The organism is Mesorhizobium sp. WSM4846, from assembly GCF_055811415.1.
On sequence record NZ_JBVVPZ010000011.1, the window covers coordinates 61662 to 79347 of the forward strand.

The 17686-nt window shown below is 63.9% G+C and carries 12 protein-coding genes and 1 pseudogene; 5 read left to right on the forward strand and 8 right to left on the reverse strand.

The window, feature by feature from the left end; translation table 11 throughout:
* Positions 1-5: 5 nt before the first annotated feature.
* Entirely contained in the window at positions 6-3494 is a 3489-nt protein-coding gene (locus tag AC0L15_RS12380) for a hybrid sensor histidine kinase/response regulator (protein ID WP_287248565.1), read from the reverse strand.
* A 230-nt stretch (positions 3495-3724) separates the two neighbouring features.
* On the opposite strand from AC0L15_RS12380, the gene mscL reads away from it, so the two are divergent.
* Both mscL and AC0L15_RS12390 read left to right on the forward strand, forming a co-directional pair.
* On the forward strand, positions 3725-4147 hold the full coding sequence (gene mscL / locus AC0L15_RS12385; protein WP_287364425.1) for a large conductance mechanosensitive channel protein MscL: 423 nt from the start codon (positions 3725-3727) through the stop codon (positions 4145-4147).
* A 111-nt stretch (positions 4148-4258) separates the two neighbouring features.
* Complete coding sequence (locus AC0L15_RS12390; RefSeq protein WP_287248569.1) at positions 4259-5425, forward strand: pyridoxal phosphate-dependent aminotransferase; 1167 nt, start codon at positions 4259-4261, stop codon at positions 5423-5425.
* A gap of 141 nt (positions 5426-5566) precedes the next feature.
* Here AC0L15_RS12390 and hemA read toward each other — a convergent pair whose 3' ends face one another.
* The gene (gene hemA, locus AC0L15_RS12395) at positions 5567-6844 is read right to left on the reverse strand and encodes a 5-aminolevulinate synthase (RefSeq protein WP_287241637.1); all 1278 of its coding nucleotides are present in this window, start codon (positions 6842-6844) and stop codon (positions 5567-5569) included.
* 281 nt (positions 6845-7125) lie between these two features.
* Between hemA and galE the strand changes: the two genes are divergently transcribed.
* The 3 genes from galE to AC0L15_RS12410 all read left to right on the forward strand — a co-directional run bounded on the left by galE (position 7126) and on the right by AC0L15_RS12410 (position 11382).
* On the forward strand, positions 7126-8121 hold the full coding sequence (galE, locus tag AC0L15_RS12400) for a UDP-glucose 4-epimerase GalE (RefSeq protein WP_287241639.1): 996 nt from the start codon (positions 7126-7128) through the stop codon (positions 8119-8121).
* 113 nt (positions 8122-8234) lie between these two features.
* On the forward strand, positions 8235-9485 hold the full coding sequence (locus AC0L15_RS12405; protein WP_287248571.1) for a D-amino acid dehydrogenase: 1251 nt from the start codon (positions 8235-8237) through the stop codon (positions 9483-9485).
* Between the two features lie 70 nt (positions 9486-9555).
* Positions 9556-11382 carry an alanine racemase gene (locus AC0L15_RS12410; protein ID WP_287248573.1) on the forward strand — a complete coding sequence of 609 codons (1827 nt, stop codon included), beginning with the start codon at positions 9556-9558 and terminating at the stop codon, positions 11380-11382.
* On the opposite strand, the gene AC0L15_RS12415 is transcribed toward AC0L15_RS12410, so the two are convergent.
* The 6 genes and pseudogenes from AC0L15_RS12415 to rhaS all read right to left on the reverse strand — a co-directional run bounded on the left by AC0L15_RS12415 (position 11383) and on the right by rhaS (position 17660).
* Positions 11383-12753 carry an FGGY-family carbohydrate kinase gene (locus AC0L15_RS12415; RefSeq protein WP_287248575.1) on the reverse strand — a complete coding sequence of 457 codons (1371 nt, stop codon included), beginning with the start codon at positions 12751-12753 and terminating at the stop codon, positions 11383-11385.
* Positions 12750-13068 (reverse strand): annotated as a pseudogene (rhaM, locus tag AC0L15_RS12420) (L-rhamnose mutarotase). The gene AC0L15_RS12415 and the pseudogene rhaM overlap by 4 nt, the downstream one beginning before the upstream one ends.
* Entirely contained in the window at positions 13068-14069 is a 1002-nt protein-coding gene (locus tag AC0L15_RS12425; RefSeq protein WP_473496394.1) for an ABC transporter permease, read from the reverse strand. Before AC0L15_RS12425 ends, rhaM begins: the two are co-directional and overlap by 1 nt.
* Entirely contained in the window at positions 14066-15043 is a 978-nt protein-coding gene (locus AC0L15_RS12430) for an ABC transporter permease (RefSeq protein WP_023803289.1), read from the reverse strand. The genes AC0L15_RS12425 and AC0L15_RS12430 overlap by 4 nt, the downstream gene beginning before the upstream one ends.
* A complete protein-coding gene (locus AC0L15_RS12435; RefSeq protein WP_473496395.1) occupies positions 15040-16581 on the reverse strand; it encodes a sugar ABC transporter ATP-binding protein in 1542 nt (513 codons plus the stop codon). The genes AC0L15_RS12430 and AC0L15_RS12435 overlap by 4 nt, the downstream gene beginning before the upstream one ends.
* 83 nt (positions 16582-16664) lie before the next feature.
* A complete protein-coding gene (gene rhaS, locus AC0L15_RS12440; protein WP_023803287.1) occupies positions 16665-17660 on the reverse strand; it encodes a rhamnose ABC transporter substrate-binding protein in 996 nt (331 codons plus the stop codon).
* Positions 17661-17686: the final 26 nt, after the last annotated feature.

Genomic DNA, 17686 nt, shown 5'->3' on the forward strand with positions numbered 1-17686 from the left:
CGGCTTTACTCGGCCGCCGACGCCAGCGGCCTGACCCTCGCCATCATCGAGCGCAGCACCGCTGGTTTGAGCGGCTTGTTGATCACCGGCACGTCGAGCCTGCCGGCGCTGGCGCGCACCTCGCTCGAGCGGTCGGCGGTGACCAGCACCGCCGGCATGTCATGGCCATGGATAGCGCGCAGTTTGGCGATGGCGTCAAGGCCGGTCTCGCCGTCGAGATGATAGTCGGCAAGCACGATGTCGGGCCGACGCATGCCGGACCCCTCGAGATCCCTCGAGCCGGCAAACGTGTCGACGCTGCAGCCCCAGCCTTCGAGCAGCAGCCGCATGCCGTCGAGGATGCGGGCGTCGTTGTCGATGCAGAGCACGCGGAGCCCGGCAAGCGAAGCAGCCGTGCGGACCGGCGCCTTGGCCTCGATCTCGCGCCGCGGCTCCTGCACTGCCGCGACCGGCAGGACGACGGAAAAGCGTGTGCCCTTGCTCGGGCTTGAAAATATCTGGAGTTCGAGGCGCAAGACGCGAGCGATGCGGTCGACGATCGAAAGGCCGAGCCCCAGGCCTTCGGCTTCGCGGGCGCCCTCATCGAGCCGGGTGAATTCGTGAAAGACCGTGTTCAGCTTGTCGGCGGCAATGCCGATGCCGGTGTCGATCACCTGTATCTCGGCCAGTTCGCCGCGCCGCCGCACGCCGACCAGGATGCGGCCATGGCGGGTGTATTTGATGGCATTGGATACGAGGTTCTGGATCAGGCGGCGCAACAGATTGCGGTCAGTCGTCACGCTGAGCGACGATGGCATGATCGTCAGGCTGAGTTTCTTCTCGGCGGCAAGCGGCTGAAAGTCGTTGCCGATCTGGCGCAGCAGTCCGTCCAGGCTGAAGGCCGTGTCGTCCGGTTTCATCGCGCCGGCGTCGAGACGGGAAATGTCGAGGACTGCGCCGAGAATGGTCTCGACCGATTCCAGCGAGGATTCGATGTTGATCGCGGCCTTGCCCGCAGGTCCCTTGCCGGCCTTTTCGATCAGCGACGAGCAATAGAGACGAGCAGCGTTCAGCGGTTGCAGGATGTCATGGCCGGCGGCAGCGAGGAAGCGGGTCTTGCCGAGATTGGCCTCCTCCGCCAGCATCTGCGCCTGTGCCAGCTCCTCGTTGACGCGGGTCAGTTCGACGGTGCGGTTCTTGACGCGCTGTTCGAGCGTTTCATTGGCGCGCTTCAGCGCCAGGTCCTGCTCAACGCGCCCGGAAATGTCGGCATAGGTGGCAACGATGCCGCCATCCGGCATCGGGTTGGAGCGCAATTCCAGGATGCGGCCGCTGGTCTTCAGCTCCATCTGCCAGGGGCTGACGAAGCTGGTGAGGCGGTTGAGCATCGCCACCCGTTGGTCGGCCGGAATGTCGCCGCGCTCGGCAAGGTGGCGCAGGATGCGGTCGAGCGAGACGCCGACCTGGCCCATCTCGTCGGGCAGGTCGAACAGCGCCCGATATTGGCGGTTCCAGCAGATCAGCCGGAAATCCCTGTCGAAGACGGTGATGCCCTGTTCCATCTGGTCGAGCGCGATCTGCAGCAGGTCGCGGTTGTGCTGCAACGCTTCGGTGGCGTCGTCGAGCAGGCGAAAGGCGTCCTTCGCCTCTCGATCATTGCGGCGCAGCAGCAGCGACAGGATGAGCCGCGCCGAAGAGGAGCCGACGGCACTTGCCAGAAGCTGCTCGGAGAAACGGATGACGTCCATGCTGGCCTGCTCGTTGCCGTGCAGCGAAGCGCCGTTGCTCTTTTCGAACGACTGAAACGACCGTTCAGTGCGTTCGACGCCGAGATAGCGCGCGATGGTGTCCTTGAGGTCGTTGACGGTGACGGTGGTGCGGAAGCGGCGCAGGCTCGGCATCGGGCTCGCCTCGCGCGGCACGAAAATCGACGCCTGGATGCGCTCCAGCGGCACCGACGCGCGCGACAGCGAGCCTAGCACGAAGAACAGCGTGTTGACCGACAGGCTCCACAGGACACCGTGGTTCAGCGGCTCGGCGACGGTGCCGAACAGCGCTTGCGGCCGCAACGCTTCGAAACCGAACAGGCCGTGGACGACGATGCCGGTATCGGACGCGGCGAGCGAAGGAAGCAGCAGCGTATAGCTCCAGACGACGATGCCGGCGACCATGCCGAGCGCCGCCCCCCTACCGTTGGCGCCGCGCCAGATCAGCCCGCCGATCAAGGCCGGCGCGAACTGCGCGATCGCGGCGAACGACATCAGGCCGATCGAGGAGAGCCGCGCGCTGTTGGTGCTCTCGCGATAGTAGAGGAAGGCGACGAACAGCATGATGAAGATCGCCGCCCGTCGCACGTTGAGGATGAGCGCTGACCAGTCCTCGTTCTCCGATGTCGTGGTCTTGAGCAGGCGACGCACGAACAGTGGAATGACGAGATCGTTGGAGATCATGATCGACAGCGCGACGCTTTCGACGATCACCATCGCGGTGGCCGCTGACAGGCCGCCGATGAAGGCGGCCATGGCCAACACATCGTGACCGCTGAGCAGCGGCAGCGACAGGACATAGAGGTCGCTGCTGGTCCTGGTGCCGACCAGCGCCAGGCCGGCGAGCGCGATCGGCAGCACGAAAAGGTTGATCGCCACCAGATAGAGCGGAAACACCCATGTCGCGGTGCGCAGTTCGGCCTCGCTGCGGTTCTCGACGATGGTGACATAGAACTGGCGCGGCAGCATGATGATGGCGAAACCGCTCAAACACGTCAGCACCAGCCAGGTTGCGAGCGAGGTGCTGTAGCTCATCGCTTGCTGAACTTGCGAATTCTCGGCGAGCTTGTCGACCATATCGCCCGGGCCGCCGAAGATCAGGAACGTCACCATCAGGCCGATCGCTAGGAAGGCCGCGAGCTTGACGACCGTTTCCACCGCGACGGCCAGCACCAGCCCGTCCTGGTGCTCGGTGGCGTCGGCGTGGCGCGTGCCGAACAGCACCGCAAACAGCGCGAGCAGCATGGCGACGACCAGTGAGATGTCGCTGACGAACGGATCGAACGAAGGCGGCGAGCCGGTATAATGCTCGACCATCAGGCTGACCGAGCCGGAAATCGCCTTTAACTGCAGCGCCATGTAAGGCACCGCGCCGACCGTCGCGATCAGCGTGGCAATCGCTGCTACGGCGAAACTCTTGCCGTAGCGGGCGCCGAGGAAGTCGGCGATCGAGGTGATCTTCTCTGTCTTGGCCAGCCTGACGATGCGCCGAAGCAGCGGAAAGCCGAACACGAACACCAGCACCGGGCCGATATAGATGCCGAGGAATTCAAGGCCGCGCTCGGAGGAAAGGCCGACCGAACCGAAGAACGTCCAGGAGGTGCAGTAGATCGCCAGGCTGAGCGCATAGATGAAGGGCCGGGCCCGGTCAGACCCGGATGTCGTTGAGCGCCGGTCGCCGAGGCTGGCGATGGCGAACAGCAACGTCACATAGGCAATCGCAATGATGACGACGAACCAGCCCTGCACGGCCTGACAATCCTCCCTTGCCGGTTTTGCATCCGGCCTGCTGAGACGCAATCACAGCTTGGCGATCAAGTCCATCGCGGCTTTCGGCGCAGATGGCTGCGGCTTCGGAATCTTGGCCGGCGGAAACGGTCTTTTGTCCATGCTGCAACTGCAGGCTTTTGCTATTGTGCCAGTGAAGCCAACGATCGGGCGAGGGCGGCGGCCTGGCCCGTCAGAACAAGGAGGGTCGAATGCTGAAAGAATTCCAGGAATTCATTTCCCGGGGTAACGTCATGGACCTGGCCGTCGCCGTCATTATCGGCGCTGCCTTCAGCAAGATCGTCGATTCACTGGTCAATGACATCATCATGCCGATAATCGGGGCGATTTTCGGCGGACTCGACTTCAACAATTATTTCCTGCCCTTGTCCTCAGCCGTCAACGCCACATCGCTGGCGGATGCCAAGAAGCAGGGCGCAGTCTTCGCCTATGGCAGTTTCATCACCGCCGCGCTGAATTTCATTATCCTCGCTTTCATCATCTTCCTGATGGTCAAGGCCGTGAACAATCTGCGCAAGCGTCTGGAGCGTGAGAAGCCAGCTGCGCCTGCGGCCGCTCCGCCGGCCGATGTTGCGCTGCTCACTGAAATTCGCGATCTCCTCGCCAGGAAATAGCCCGAAGACAGATTCCCTGGACCAAAACCCCGGCCGTTTGCGGCCGGGGTTTTCTGTTTTCGCCTGTCGCGAAACGCGCTAGCAGTCCAGAAGACGAAAACGGATCTATCCATGACCCTGATCGAGAATTTGCGCGCCGAGGCCCGGGCCGCGCCGGAAAGCGGCATTGTCGCCGTCATGAACCGCGGCCGCGACCGCGATGGCATGATCCCGCTCTGGGCCGGCGAGGGCGACCTGCCGACGCCCGCCTTCATCACCGATGCCGCTGCCCGGGCGGTAGCCGGCGGCGAGACCTTCTATACCTGGCAGAAAGGCATCCCCGAGCTGAGGCAGGCGCTCGCCCGCTATTACGTCAGGCATTTCGGCAAGCGCTTCGCCGAGGAAGAATTTATCGTCACCGGCTCGGGCATGCATGCCATCCAGCTGGCGATCGATGCCGTCGCAGGGAAGGGGGACGAACTCGTCTATCTGTCGCCGGCCTGGCCGAATTTCGCCGCAGCCGCCGGTGTGGCGGGCGCTATTCCGGTCGCTGTCACGCTCGACCAGTCCGGCAATGGCTGGTCCTGCGACGTCGGCAAGATCGAGGCGGCGATCACGCCAAGGACAAAGGCGCTGTTCGTCAACACACCCTCCAACCCGACCGGCTGGACCGCCGACAGGGAGACGCTGCAGGCGATCCTCGATCTTGCCCGTGGAAGGGGCCTGTGGATCATCGCCGACGAGATCTATTCGCTGTTCCACTACGGCGATGGTCGCGCGCCGTCCTTTATCGATATCATGGCCGACGAGGATCGCATCCTGTTCGTCAACAGTTTTTCCAAGAACTGGGCGATGACCGGCTGGCGGGTCGGCTGGATCAAGACCCATCCTTCGCTGCAGCAGGTGTTCGAGAACCTGGTCCAGTATTCGACCTCCGGCGTTGCCCAGTTCATGCAGCGCGGCGCGGTCGTCGCCCTCGATGAGGGCGATGCCTTCATCGTCGAGCAGGTGGAGCGGGCAAGGGCGGCGCGTGACCTGGTCTGCGGCATCCTGGCTGCGACCGGCAGGGCACGCTTCACCGTGCCGCAGGGAGCGTTCTATCTGTTCTTCGCGGTCGACGGCGTTACCGATTCACGCGCCGCCGCCTTCGACATCGTCGACCGCGCCAATGTCGGCCTGGCGCCCGGAACCGCCTTCGGCCCCGGCGGCGAAGCCTTTCTCAGGCTATGCTTCCACCGCCGCCTCGACCAGCTCGAGGAAGCCGCACACCGGCTGGCGAAGTGGATGAAGAGTGTGTGAGAGTCAGATCCGCCCGAGTGTGCGCAAGCGAAGCGACGTCGCGTAGGCCCTAGGAACCATACCGTGACCTTCGAATGCCGCGGCGTGGAAGAACAACGCGGCACCAAGAGCGGAGACCGCCATCATGCCCTCGGCTGAAGATCACCCGCCGGACTTCGGCACCAGCAGCGGAATGACGCGGTCGCTTTCCCTCACGGCCGGCCGGCCCGCAGAACCGTAAGAGATACCCAAAGCATCCCAAGTCTCGACCAGAGCGTCCTGCAGTCCCGCGATCAGTTGATCCGAATGGAACGGCGTCGGCGTGATCCGCAGCCGTTCGGTGCCGCGCGGCACGGTCGGGTAGTTGATCGGCTGGATATAGATACCGTGGACGCCGAGCAGGCGGTCGCTGGCCATCTTGCACAGCTCGGGATCGCCGACGAGCAGCGGCACGATGTGGGTAGCGGACTCCATCACCGGCAGGCCGGCGGCGGTAAGGACCTGCTTGGTCCGCGTCGCCTGGCGCTGCTGCGCGGCTCGTTCGGCCTGTGAGCGCTTGAGATGGCGGATCGACGTGGTCGCCGCGGCGGCAATGGCCGGCGGCAGCGCCGTGGTGAAGATGAAGCCCGGCGCATAGGAGCGCACGGCATCGATCACCGCACTTGTGCCGGTGATATAGCCGCCGAGCGTGCCGAACGCCTTGGCCAGCGTGCCTTCGATGATGTCGATACGGTCGGCCAGCCCTTCGCGCTCGGTGATGCCGCCGCCGCGCGGTCCGTACATGCCGACGGCATGCACCTCGTCGATATAGGTCATGGCGTTGTAGCGCTCGGCAAGTTCGACGATCTGTTTGATCGGCGCGATATCGCCATCCATCGAATAGACGCTCTCGAAGACGATCAACTTGGCGCGCTCGCGGCCCGCCGCCTGTAGCAGGCTTTCGAGATGCGCAACGTCGTTGTGGCGGAAGATCTTCTTCTCGGCGCCCGAACGCCGCACGCCCTCGATCATCGAGGCGTGGTTCAACTCGTCCGAGACGATCAGGCAGTTGGGCAGCAGCCGCGCAATGGTCGAGATCGAAGCTTCGTTGGAGACGAAGCCGGAGGTAAAGACCAGCGCGGCTTCCTTGTCGTGCAGGTCGGCCAGTTCCAGTTCGAGCTCGACCAGCGGATTGCTGGTGCCGGAGATGTTGCGGGTGCCACCGGCGCCAGATCCCATCTTGCCGGCGGCGTTCTGCATCGCGGCGATGACGTCGGGATGCTGGCCCATGCCGAGATAGTCGTTGGAGCACCAGACGGTGATTTCCTGGGCGCGGCCGTTGGCGCGCCAGATGGCGCGTGGGAAGTTCCCCACGATGCGCTCGAGGTCGGCGAAGATGCGATAGCGACGCTCGGCGTGAAGCTGGTCGATCGCGTCTTCGAAGAACCGCTGATAGTTCATTTCGGCTTCCCAATTTTTGCGTGGGATCATAATCATTGCCCTATTCGCCGTCTACTTGGCCTTTTTGGTCAAAATGCCACGCCCCAAGCCTGTTCCTAACGGCCACGGATCATGGCCTATTCCCTTGATGTGGATCAATTTTGTTTCAGGACGATGCCATGCGCCGATGAGACTGGTTACCGCAGGCACTGATGGAAATGGACTAATGGCCCAGTGGCAGGCTTTCCAGTAAGGCGGGTGTGGAGACAGCTTCCGATTAATCTTGAGCAGCGAGGACACGGATGACGGTTTTGGTGACAGGCGGCGCTGGCTATATCGGCAGCCATATGGTCTGGGAACTGCTGGACGCGGCCGAGAGCGTTGTCGTCCTCGACCGGCTTTCGACCGGCTTCGAATGGGCGGTGGCGCCGGAGGCAAAGCTTGTCGTCGGCGATGTCGCCGACAAGGAGCTGGTCGGCGGGGTCATCCGCGACAATCATGTCGATGCGATCATCCATTTTGCCGGCTCCATCGTGGTTCCCGAATCGGTCGCCGACCCGCTCGGCTATTACGAGAACAACACCTGCAAGACGCGCACGCTGATCGAGACCGCGGTGCGCGAAGGCGTGCCCAATTTCATCTTTTCCTCGACCGCCGCCGTCTATGGCGGCGCCGGGCTGGAGCCGGTGCGCGAGGATGCGCGCCTTGCACCGGAATCGCCCTATGGCCTGTCCAAGCTGATGAGCGAATGGATGCTGCGCGACGCCGCAATCGCCCACGGCTTGCGCTATACGGCGTTGCGCTACTTCAACGTCGCCGGCGCCGATCCGAGGGGCCGCACCGGCCAGTCGACGCCGGGCGCCACGCATCTGATCAAGGTCGCCTGCGAGACGGCGCTCGGCAAGCGGCCCTTCATGGAGGTGTTCGGCACCGACTATCCGACGCCCGACGGCACTTGCATGCGCGACTACATCCATGTCAGCGATCTGGCGGCGGCGCATCGGCTGGCGCTGGAACGGCTGCGCGCCGGGGGACCAAGCCTCGTCGCCAATTGCGGCTACAGCCACGGCTATTCGGTGCTCGAAGTTATCGACAGCGTGCGCCGCGTCTTTGGCCATGATTTCGACGTGCGGATCGGCGAGCGCCGTGCGGGCGACGCGGCGGCGGTGGTCGCCAATTCGGAGCTGGCGCGCCGCGAGCTCGGTTGGACCCCGCAACGCGATGACCTCGACCGGATCGTCGCCGACGCGCTGGCTTGGGAGCGTATCCTGACCGGCAAGAATTCGGCGCGGAGCTGAAGTCCCGGTTTTTCCTCCGTGGGCTCGTAGATCGAGCGTGGAAGCGCTATTGAAGGAGCTGCGCGGCTGAAACGTGGAGGCGTTTCGGCCGCGTCTGATCCTTTGGGGGCGGCATGAAGATATTGGTCCTTGGCGCTGGCGTCGTCGGCACGGCGGCGGCCTACTATCTGGCGAGCGACGGCCACGAGGTGACCGTGATCGAACGCCATCCGATGGCGGCGCGAGGCACCAGCCAATCGAATGCGGGCCTGGTGTCGCCCGGCGACGCCACCGCCTGGGCCTCGCCCGCTGCGCTGAGGACGTTTTTGCGCGCGCTCTACAACCACGATCTCGGCATCAAGGTGCGGCTGCGCTTCGATCCTTATTTCTTCGCCTGGAGTCTGCGCTTCCTGCGCCAATGCACGCATGCGCGACTGCGCGCCAACACCGACATCAAGCTGCGCCTGGCGCTTTATTCGCGCGACTGCATCAATGCCATCTCGGCCGACATCGGCATTCACTATGACGAGCGCAAGAAGGGCATTCTCTATTTCTTCCGCTCGCAGCAGAGTTTTGATACCGGCACCGACAATTACCGCTATCTCGCCGAGCACGGTCTGCCGATCGAGATCGTCGGCCGCGACCGGCTGGTCGAGATCGAGCCCGGCCTTGCCGGGGCCAGGGACAGAATAGCCGGCGGCGTCTATTCGCCGATGGACCAGACCGGCGACTCCAGCCAGTTCACCCGAAACCTCGCTGCCTATGCCGCCGAGAGACTCGGCGTCCAATTCCTCTACGCCACGACGGTCGAAGGCCTCGACGTCGAAGGTGATCGGGTGCGCGCGGTGATGACCTCGGCCGGCCCGATAACAGGCGACGCCGTGGTCATCTCGATGGGGCCGGAGAGCGGGCTGCTCGGCCGCCGCTACGGCGTCGACCTGCCGGTGTATCCGGTCAAGGGCTATACCGCGACCGTGCCGCTGGAGGACGAGAGCAAGGGCCCGACCATGGGCGGCGCCGACGAGGATCAGCTTATCGGCTATTCCAGGCTCGGCAACCGGCTGCGGCTTGCTTCGACCGCCGAGTTCACCGGCTTCGACCGCAGCCACAAGCCGAGCGATTTCGCCGCCATGTTCAGGACCGGCAAGGAGCTTTTCCCGGGCGCCTTCGACGAGAACAAGGCCGAGCTCTGGGCCGGTCTGCGGCCGATGATGCCGAACTCGGTCCCGGTCATCGGCCGGGCGCGCTACAGCAATCTCTATCTCGACACCGGCCACGGCCATGTCGGCTGGACCATGGCCTGCGGCTCGGGAAAATTCCTTGCCGATGTGGTCGCGGGCCGCAAGCCGGAGATCGACCCGCAAGGGCTGGTCTATGTCAATTGAGGGAGAATTAATCGTCGTGTCGGCACCGGGAAGATGCGTCTAATACCGTGCACAAATTCTGAGTAGAAAAATGTCGGGACCGCAAGTCGCCATCGATCTTGGCCGCATCGAGCGCAACGCGCGCAACATAGTCGACCGCTGCGCCCTGTCCGGCATCAAGGTATTCGGCGTCACCAAGGGCACTTGCGGCATGCCGCAGGTGGCGCGTGCCATGCTGCGCGGCGGCGTCGCCGGCATCGCCGAATCGCGGTTCGAAAACATCCGCCGGCTGCGCGACAGCGGCATCACCGCCCCGATCATGCTGCTGCGCAGTCCGCCGATGGCACGCATCGAGGAGGTGGTGCGCACAGTCGACATCAGCCTGCAATCCGAGCTCGCCACCATCCGCGAAATATCGCGCATCGCCGAGCGCATGGGCCGCGTCCACGACATCATGCTGATGATCGATCTTGGCGACCTCAGGGAAGGCATCTGGCCGAACGACCTCATCCCGACGATCGAGCAGATACTGGCGCTCAGCGGCGTGCGCATCGCCGGAATCGGCACCAATCTCGGCTGCTTCGGCGCCATCATGCCGACGCAGGAAAATCTCGGGCAGCTCGTCGCCCACGCCTACAAGACCGAGCGCCTGTCCGGCGCAACGCTCGACTGGATCTCTGGCGGCGCGTCATCGTCGCTGACGCTGCTGCTCGAAGGCAGGCTGCCCGCCGGCATCAACAATCTGCGGGTTGGCGAGGCGATCCTGCAGGGTGGCGTCGAAACTTTTCGCGAGACGCCGTGGCCCGAGCTCGAACCCGATGCCTGCCGGCTGACCAGCGACATCATCGAGGTCAAGCTGAAGCCTTCGCGGCCGATCGGCCAATCCGGCTACGACGCTTTCGGCAACCAGCCGGTGTTTGCCGACGATGGCGACAGGTTGCGCGCCATCGCCAATATCGGCCGCGAGGATGTGTTGATCGAAGGTTTGACGCCGATTGCCAAGGGGGTGCGGGTGCTCGGCGCCTCCAGCGACCATCTGCTTCTCGACGTGACCGATGCCGAGCCGCCACCCGCCGTCGGCGATCGTGTCGCCTTCCGCATGAGCTATGGCGCCATGCTGCTGGCGATGACCTCGGAATATGTCGAAAAGGCGCCAATGCACGATGTCGAGGATTTCTCCGGCCGCAAGATGGTGTCGATATCTGCCGAACCGGCGGCGGCCGGCATCCTGGCCAGGGAGGCGACCGGCGCCCGGCTGGAGGCGATGAATTTCGATGTCGTCGAATTGGCCGATATCGAGCGGCCGCCGTCCGGCCTGGTCCGGCTCACCGCCGGCAGCGACCGGCGCATCGCCCACAAGGCGCTGACGGGGACAGCGCGGGCGACGCACTCGTTTGGCCTGATCTGGATCGATTCCATCGCCGCGCTGATGCCCGAGGACGAGGACGGCATCGACCTGCCGGAACGTTCGGTGCTGGCGCGGGCGCTGGGTCTCGATCACAAGCCCGGCGCGCTGCAGCCACAACTGTCGCCGGAAAACGTCGTCATTGTCGGTTTGCGCCATGCCGATCCGGCCGAGGCCCGGGTGCTGAAGGATTCGCGCGTCTGCGCCTTCACCATGACCGACATCGACGCCATGGGCATGCGCGATGTGATGCACGAGGCGATCCGCATCGCCACCTCCGGCACGCAAGGCTTCCATGTCAGCTATTCGCCTGATGTGACCGAATTCGCCGGCTGGGCGGCGGGCTCCGGCGGCATCACGGTGCGCGAAACGCATCAGGCTATGGAGGCGATCGCGCTGTCCGGCGGGCTGTTGTCGATGGACGTTTCCGGCCTGACATCAGGGTTGGAACCGCGGATTGCGACAGACACCGTCAACTTCGTCATGTCGGCCTTTGGCAAGCGGATTTTGTGATCAGCCCTGTGCGTCGACCGCCGCGCGCCATGAACGTGCATAATCCGCCCAGGCTGGGTCGGCCGGCGGTTCGATCTTTTCGCCCCCGCCCTGGGCCGTTCCATGATCGGACGCCAGCAGGGCGGCGCCGATGCTGGTGCCGGTTGCGGCTTCCGACGCGATGACGGCACGTGCGGTGGCTGCAGCGAGCATGCGCGTGAAAAGCCGGTTGCGGGCGAACGGGCCCTCGACGATCGTCGGGCCGTCGGCGTCGATCAGGTCGAGGCAGGTCGCGGTCATCAGCGCCAGGTAGAAAGAGATGGCGGCAAAGCGCTGGCCGCCGTTGATGCCGTCGGCGTCGAGCCATGCTGCTCTGTGGTGCGGGAACGGCCCCGAACCCTGTTGGGTCGAAGGCAGCAGGGACGTCTTCCGCGCGAGCACTGTGGCTATGTCCGCTTCGGTCCAGTCATCCGATTGGCCTTCCGTCAGCAGCGAAAACTCACGGCCGCCCATGAAACGCGCCGACGGCACCGGATTACTGAGCGCGTTGACGTTGACGAGCGTGTCGCGGGCCGGGTCGAGCGCGATCTTGTTGCCGCCAACCGCCATCGTCACCACCCAGGTGCCGGTCGAGACGACCGAGAACGGCGGCGTATCGGACAGGAGATGCGGCAGCAGCGAGGCGTTGGAATCGTGCAAGCCGCAAAACACCGGCGTTTGCGGATCAAGCCCGGTCCGTATCGCAAGCGCGGGCAGGATCGGGCCAAGGCGATCTTTCGCCGGCCGCACCGGCGCCATCAGATGACGCCATTGCATCTTGTCGACCAGCGACGAAAAATCGGCCTTCCACGGGTTCCACAGATCGGTGTGGCAGCCAAGCGAAGTCACTTCGTTGGCGGCGACGCCGGTCAGGCGCAAGGCCCAGTATTGCGGGTACATCAGTATCGCGGCGGCCTTGGCGAACTCCGCCGGAAAGCGCTTCTGCTGCCAGAACAGCTGCGCGCCGAGATTGAGGCCGACCGGCAGGCGCGGCGTGCCCGTCTCGGCGAAGGCCGGACGGTTCGTGCCATAGTCCTCGGCAAGGGTGTCGGGCCCGGCAAATTCATAGTCGAGCACCGGCAGCGCCAACTCGCCGGCAGTGTCCACCAGCGCGCCCGTCGCGCCATGGGTGGTGATCGATATCGCGTCGATGCGCTGTTCGCGATTGATCTCGGCGAGGCTGTCGAGGATGAACGACCACAGAAGCTCGACATCGTGGTGCGGGTAGGGACCGTCAAGGACAGGCGCGTTCGCCATGCGGCGCAGCGCAACTTCGCGCAGATCGGCGAGATCGACCAGCGCCACCTTGGCGTTGGTCTTGCCGATATCGATGACGGCGACGTGGCGGGTCATTCCATATGGAACATTGTTTCCAGCGGCACCGCCACCGGCTCGTTATCAGGCCTGGTCTCCATGATGTTGGCCATTTCAGCCCACCAGCGCTGCATCACCTTGTGGCTTCGGCAGGTCGTCCATGCCGTGGCCGTCGCGCCGCCACAGCACGCCGAACAAGGTGTTGGTCTCATCGTCGAGATGGATCGAATAGTCGGAAACGCCGGCCTGCTTCAGCAGTGCGACCAGCGACGGCCAGATGTCGTCATGACGCCTTTTGTATTCGGCCTTCATGCCGGGATTGAGCTTCATCTTGAACGCGTATTTCTCGGCCATCAGGTAAAACGCTCCCGCCGCACCCGGCGCCAGACGATGGGCAGCGCGATGACGATGATCAGCAGCAGGCCGATGAAGATCGACATGACGATACCGGGCACATTGAGCAGCCCCAGGCCGAAAGTCACCAGCCCCATGATGAAGGCAGCGAGCACCACGCCCAAAATGCTGCCGGCGCCGCCCAGGATGCTGACGCCACCCAGCACCACCATGGTGATGATTTCCAATTCATAGCCTTGCGCGATCGATGGCCGGGTCGAGCCGAGCCGCGAGGTGATCAGCACCGAGGTGATGCCCGCCATCAGCCCGGTCAGGCAGAACAGGATGAACTTGATGCGGCCGACACGCACGCCGGAAAACTGTGCCGCGACCGGGTTGTTGCCGATGGCGAAGACGCGGCGGCCGAAGCTGGTCCGGTGCAGAAGGAACCAGTAGATGACCGCCGCGACGAGGAACAGCGTCAGCTCGAACGACACCACCCACCAGACATAACCCTGGCCGAAGAAGGCGAAGCTGGAGGGATAGCCTTTGTAGGCCTGGTCGCCGAGGACGATGAAGGCGATGCCGCGAAACAGGCTCATCGTGCCGATGGTGACGACGATCGACGGCAGGCCGAGCCTGGTGACGAGCAGCCCGTTGAAGGCGCCGCAGCCGAGCCCGACCAGGATGCCGATCGCCACCAGCACCGGCGTGCCGGCGCCGGCCTGCACCGCCATGCCCATCATCGTCGAGGCCAGCGCAATGATGGCGGCGACCGACAGGTCGATCTCTCCGGAAATGATCAGCAGCGCCATGGCGAGCGCGATCAGCGCCTTCTCGGTGAAGTTGAAGGTCAGGTCCGACAGCGACCACGCGTCGAGGAAATAGGGCGAGGCGAAGCTGTTGACGGCAAAGATGGCGACCGCCACCGCGACCAGCAGGGCCTCCCACGAGAAGATCGCCGAGTTGAGCGGCGTGTCGAGCCGGTCGGGAATGTGGCGCGGGGCTGGGGTGTCGGTCATGCCGCTTCCGCCTTCTTGAGAATAATGCGGCCTTGCCGGCGTTCGCCGCGCGCGTTGAGCACCACGGCCAGGATGATGGCGCTGCCCGAAATCGCCATCTGCCAGAACGGCGAGATGTTGATGACCGGCAGCGCGTTGGAGATGATGCCGAGGAACAGCGCACCAAGCACTGCGCCGCCGACCGAGCCGATGCCGCCGGCGATCGAGATGCCGCCGATGACGCAGGCGGCGATGATGTTGAGCTCGTAGCCATTGGCGACCTCGACCGAGGCGATGACATAGCGTGAGATCCAGAGATAGCCGCACAGACCGGCGGCCATCCCCGAGATGCAGAAGACAATGAACTTGGTGCGGCCGACATCGATGCCGGCGTAGATCGATGCTGTCGGATTGACGCCGATGGCATAGATCGAGCGGCCGAGCGCGGTGCGCGTCATCAACAGGAAGAACAAGGCGATGACCAGTATGGCGATCCACGACAGCACTGGAATGCCGAGAAAGGCCGCGCGCTGCAGGCCGATGAAATCAGGGCTCATCTGATCGGCATTGACCCAGGCGCCGCCTGAAATGACGAAGGTAGCGCCGCGATAGATGGTGAGCGTGCCGAGCGTCACCACGATCGAGGGAATGTTCAGCCGCCATACCAGCAGGCCGTTGATCGCGCCGAGCACCAGGCCGACCAGAAGTGCGATGACGATCAGCAGCGGGATCGGGATTGCCGGATGCGCGGCGTTCAGCATCGCCACCACCATGCCGGTGAAGCACAGGTTCGACGCCATCGACAGGTCGATCGAGCGGGTCAGGATCACCACCATCTGCCCCAGCGCCAGGATCATCAGGATCGAGGTGTCGTTGAACACCTGGCGCAGATTGCCGAAGGCAGCAAAGCCCGGAAAGCGCATCGAGATCAGCCCGATCAGCACGACGATTGCCGCGAGCAGCCAGACTTCGCGATATTTGAGCAAAACCTTCATGCCACAATCCCTGCTGCCGTCTTGACCAGCGTTTCGGCGTCGAGCCCCTTGTTGTCATAGATCGAGGCGATGCGGCCCTCGCGCATGACGATGACCCGGTCGGACATGCCGAGGATCTCGGGCAGTTCGGACGACACCATGATCACCGACAACCCTTGAGCGACCAGCTCGGCCATGAAGCCGTGCACGGCGGCTTTCGAGCCGATGTCGATGCCTTTGGTCGGCTCGTCGAGGATGATCACCTTGGGCGCGGTCGCCAGCCATTTGGCGATGACGATCTTCTGCTGGTTGCCGCCCGACAAAGTGCCGACGTCCTGGCTGAGCGAGGCGGCGCGCAGATCGAGCCGCTCGGTATAGGAACGGGCTAGCGCGAACTCTTCGGCCAGCTGCAACACACCTGACTTGGATGTGCGCTTGAGCGAGGGCAGCGAGAGATTCTGGAAGATCGGCAGGCCGATCACCACGCCTTGCTTGCCGCGTTCTTCCGGCACGTAGACGATGCCGGCGTCGATCGAATCCGCCGCCGATTTCGGCATGATCGCCTTGCCTTCCAGCGTGATGGTGCCGCTGCTGGTGCGGGTGATGCCTGATATCGCCTGCATCACCTCGCTGCGGCCGGCGCCGACAAGGCCGTAGAAGCCGAGGATCTCGCCTCTGTGCAGCTCGAAGCCGATGTCGTCGAACTCGGTCGGGTGCGACAGGCCGGAGACGGCAAGCACCGGCGCGCCGATCTCGGCCTTGCGTTGCGGAAAGATGTGATCGACGGCGCGGCCGACCATCATGCGCACGATCTGGCTCTGTCCGGCATCCCTGATCAGGCCTTCGCCGACCATCTCGCCGTCGCGGAACACCGTGTAACGGTCGGCGATGCGATAGATCTCGTCGAACTTGTGGCTGATGAACAGGATCGCCTTGCCTTCGCTCTTCAGGAACTCGACCAGCAAAAACAGCTCCTCGATCTCCTTCAGCGACAGCGCTGCGGTCGGCTCGTCCATAATGACGATCTGGGCGTCGATCGACATGGCGCGGGCGACTGCGACGAGGTGCTTGTTGGCGATGCCGAGATCCTTCAGCCGCGCATCGGCGTCGATGTGGCCGGCACCCATGGTGTTCAGTACTTCACGGGCATTCTTGCGCATGGTGCGCCAGTCGATGGTGCCGAGGCGCGATCGCGGCGCATGGCCGAGAAAGATGTTCTCGGCCACCGTCAGGTCGTCGAACAGCACGGTTTCTTGGTGGATGGCGGTGATGCCGTGCCCGAAGGCGGCATGCGCGCTGGGCAAGGTCACGGCCTGGCCATCGATGCTGATCGTGCCTGTATCAGGCTGATAGATGCCTGTCATGATCTTGACCAGCGTCGACTTGCCGGCGCCGTTCTCGCCGATCAGCGCGGTCACCTGGCCTGGGTAGAGCGACAGGCTGACATCATGCAGCGCGCGCACGCCGGGAAAACTCTTCGAGATGCCGGCCAGGGTCAGGCGCGGAGCCGCATCCAAAGGCTGCTCAGTGGTCGGGTCGAGTTGGGCTGTCGTGTCCATAGTCGTATCAAGCCCTTAAGCAGGTCCGTTTGAGGACGCGGCGGAACTTGAGCTCCGCCGCGCCGGCTTGAAGGGCTCCAGGATCAATAGATCTTGGAGAACTCTTCGATGTTCGACTTGTCGAACTTGAAGGGCGGAGCCATCGCGGCCGAGTTGGTGTCGTCGAGGGTGACCTTGCCGACACGGCCGATCGACAGCGTCGCACCCGGCTTGGCTTCTTCCTTCTTCACCGCCAGATCATGGGCGAGGTAGACGGCCGAGTAGCCGAGATCGATCGGGTTCCACAGTGCGACAGCCTGGCTGGCGCCGTTGTCGATGAACTTCTTGAACTCCGACGGCAGCGCCAGGCCGGTGACATTGACCTTGCCGATCAGGCCCTGGTCGGTCACCACCTGGGCGGCGGCCACGACGCCGACCGTGGTCGGTGCGATGATCGCCTTGAGGTTCGGATAGGATTTCAGCAGGCCCTTGGCCTCGTCCGTGCTCTTGGCCGAGTCGTCGTCGCCATAGACGGTGGCGACGAGATTGATCTTGGGGAATTTCTCCGGCAGCACCTTCTTGGCCGCTTCGATCCAGGCGTTCTGGTTGGTCGCGGTCGACGAAGCCGACAGTATGGCGACATCGCCGCCTTCCGGCAGATAGTCGGCGGCAAGCTTGATGATGGTCTCGCCGATCAGGTTGGTGTCCGAGGGGTTGAGGTGGAGCTGGCGGCCTTCCGGAGCGACGCCGGAATCCCACGAGATGACGGTGATGCCGCGATCCATCGCCTTCTTCAGCGCCGGCACCAGCGCGTCGGCGTCATTGGCCGAAATGGCGATCGCGTTGACCTTTTGGGCGATCAACGAATTGATCACCTCGATCTGCGCTTCGGCGGTCGCCTTGGTCGGGCCGGTGTAGATGATATCGACGTCGCCGAGTTCCTTGGCCGCCTCTTCGGCGCCCTTGTTGGCTGCATCGAAGAAGCCGTTGCCGAGCGACTTCACCACCAGCGCGATCTTGACGTTCTCGGCATAGGCCGCATTCACGAAGATGGCGGCGGAGAACGCCGCCGTAACCATCAATTTCTTCAGAAAGCTCATCGAATATCCTCCCTTGAGCGTTGCAT

Bases quoted from the DNA above. Each gene is read 5' to 3' on its own strand.
- AC0L15_RS12410 (WP_287248573.1), top strand. From the start codon at position 9,556: ATGTCGGGACCGCAAGTCGCCATCGATCTTGGCCGCATCGAGCGCAAC.
- AC0L15_RS12390 (WP_287248569.1), top strand. From the start codon at position 4,259: ATGACCCTGATCGAGAATTTGCGCGCCGAGGCCCGGGCCGCGCCGGAA.
- rhaS (WP_023803287.1), bottom strand. From the start codon at position 17,660: ATGAGCTTTCTGAAGAAATTGATGGTTACGGCGGCGTTCTCCGCCGCC.
- AC0L15_RS12405 (WP_287248571.1), top strand. From the start codon at position 8,235: ATGAAGATATTGGTCCTTGGCGCTGGCGTCGTCGGCACGGCGGCGGCC.
- hemA (WP_287241637.1), bottom strand. From the start codon at position 6,844: ATGAACTATCAGCGGTTCTTCGAAGACGCGATCGACCAGCTTCACGCC.
- AC0L15_RS12435 (WP_473496395.1), bottom strand. From the start codon at position 16,581: ATGGACACGACAGCCCAACTCGACCCGACCACTGAGCAGCCTTTGGAT.
- AC0L15_RS12430 (WP_023803289.1), bottom strand. From the start codon at position 15,043: ATGAAGGTTTTGCTCAAATATCGCGAAGTCTGGCTGCTCGCGGCAATC.
- AC0L15_RS12425 (WP_473496394.1), bottom strand. From the start codon at position 14,069: ATGACCGACACCCCAGCCCCGCGCCACATTCCCGACCGGCTCGACACG.
- galE (WP_287241639.1), top strand. From the start codon at position 7,126: ATGACGGTTTTGGTGACAGGCGGCGCTGGCTATATCGGCAGCCATATG.
- mscL (WP_287364425.1), top strand. From the start codon at position 3,725: ATGCTGAAAGAATTCCAGGAATTCATTTCCCGGGGTAACGTCATGGAC.
- AC0L15_RS12415 (WP_287248575.1), bottom strand. From the start codon at position 12,753: ATGACCCGCCACGTCGCCGTCATCGATATCGGCAAGACCAACGCCAAG.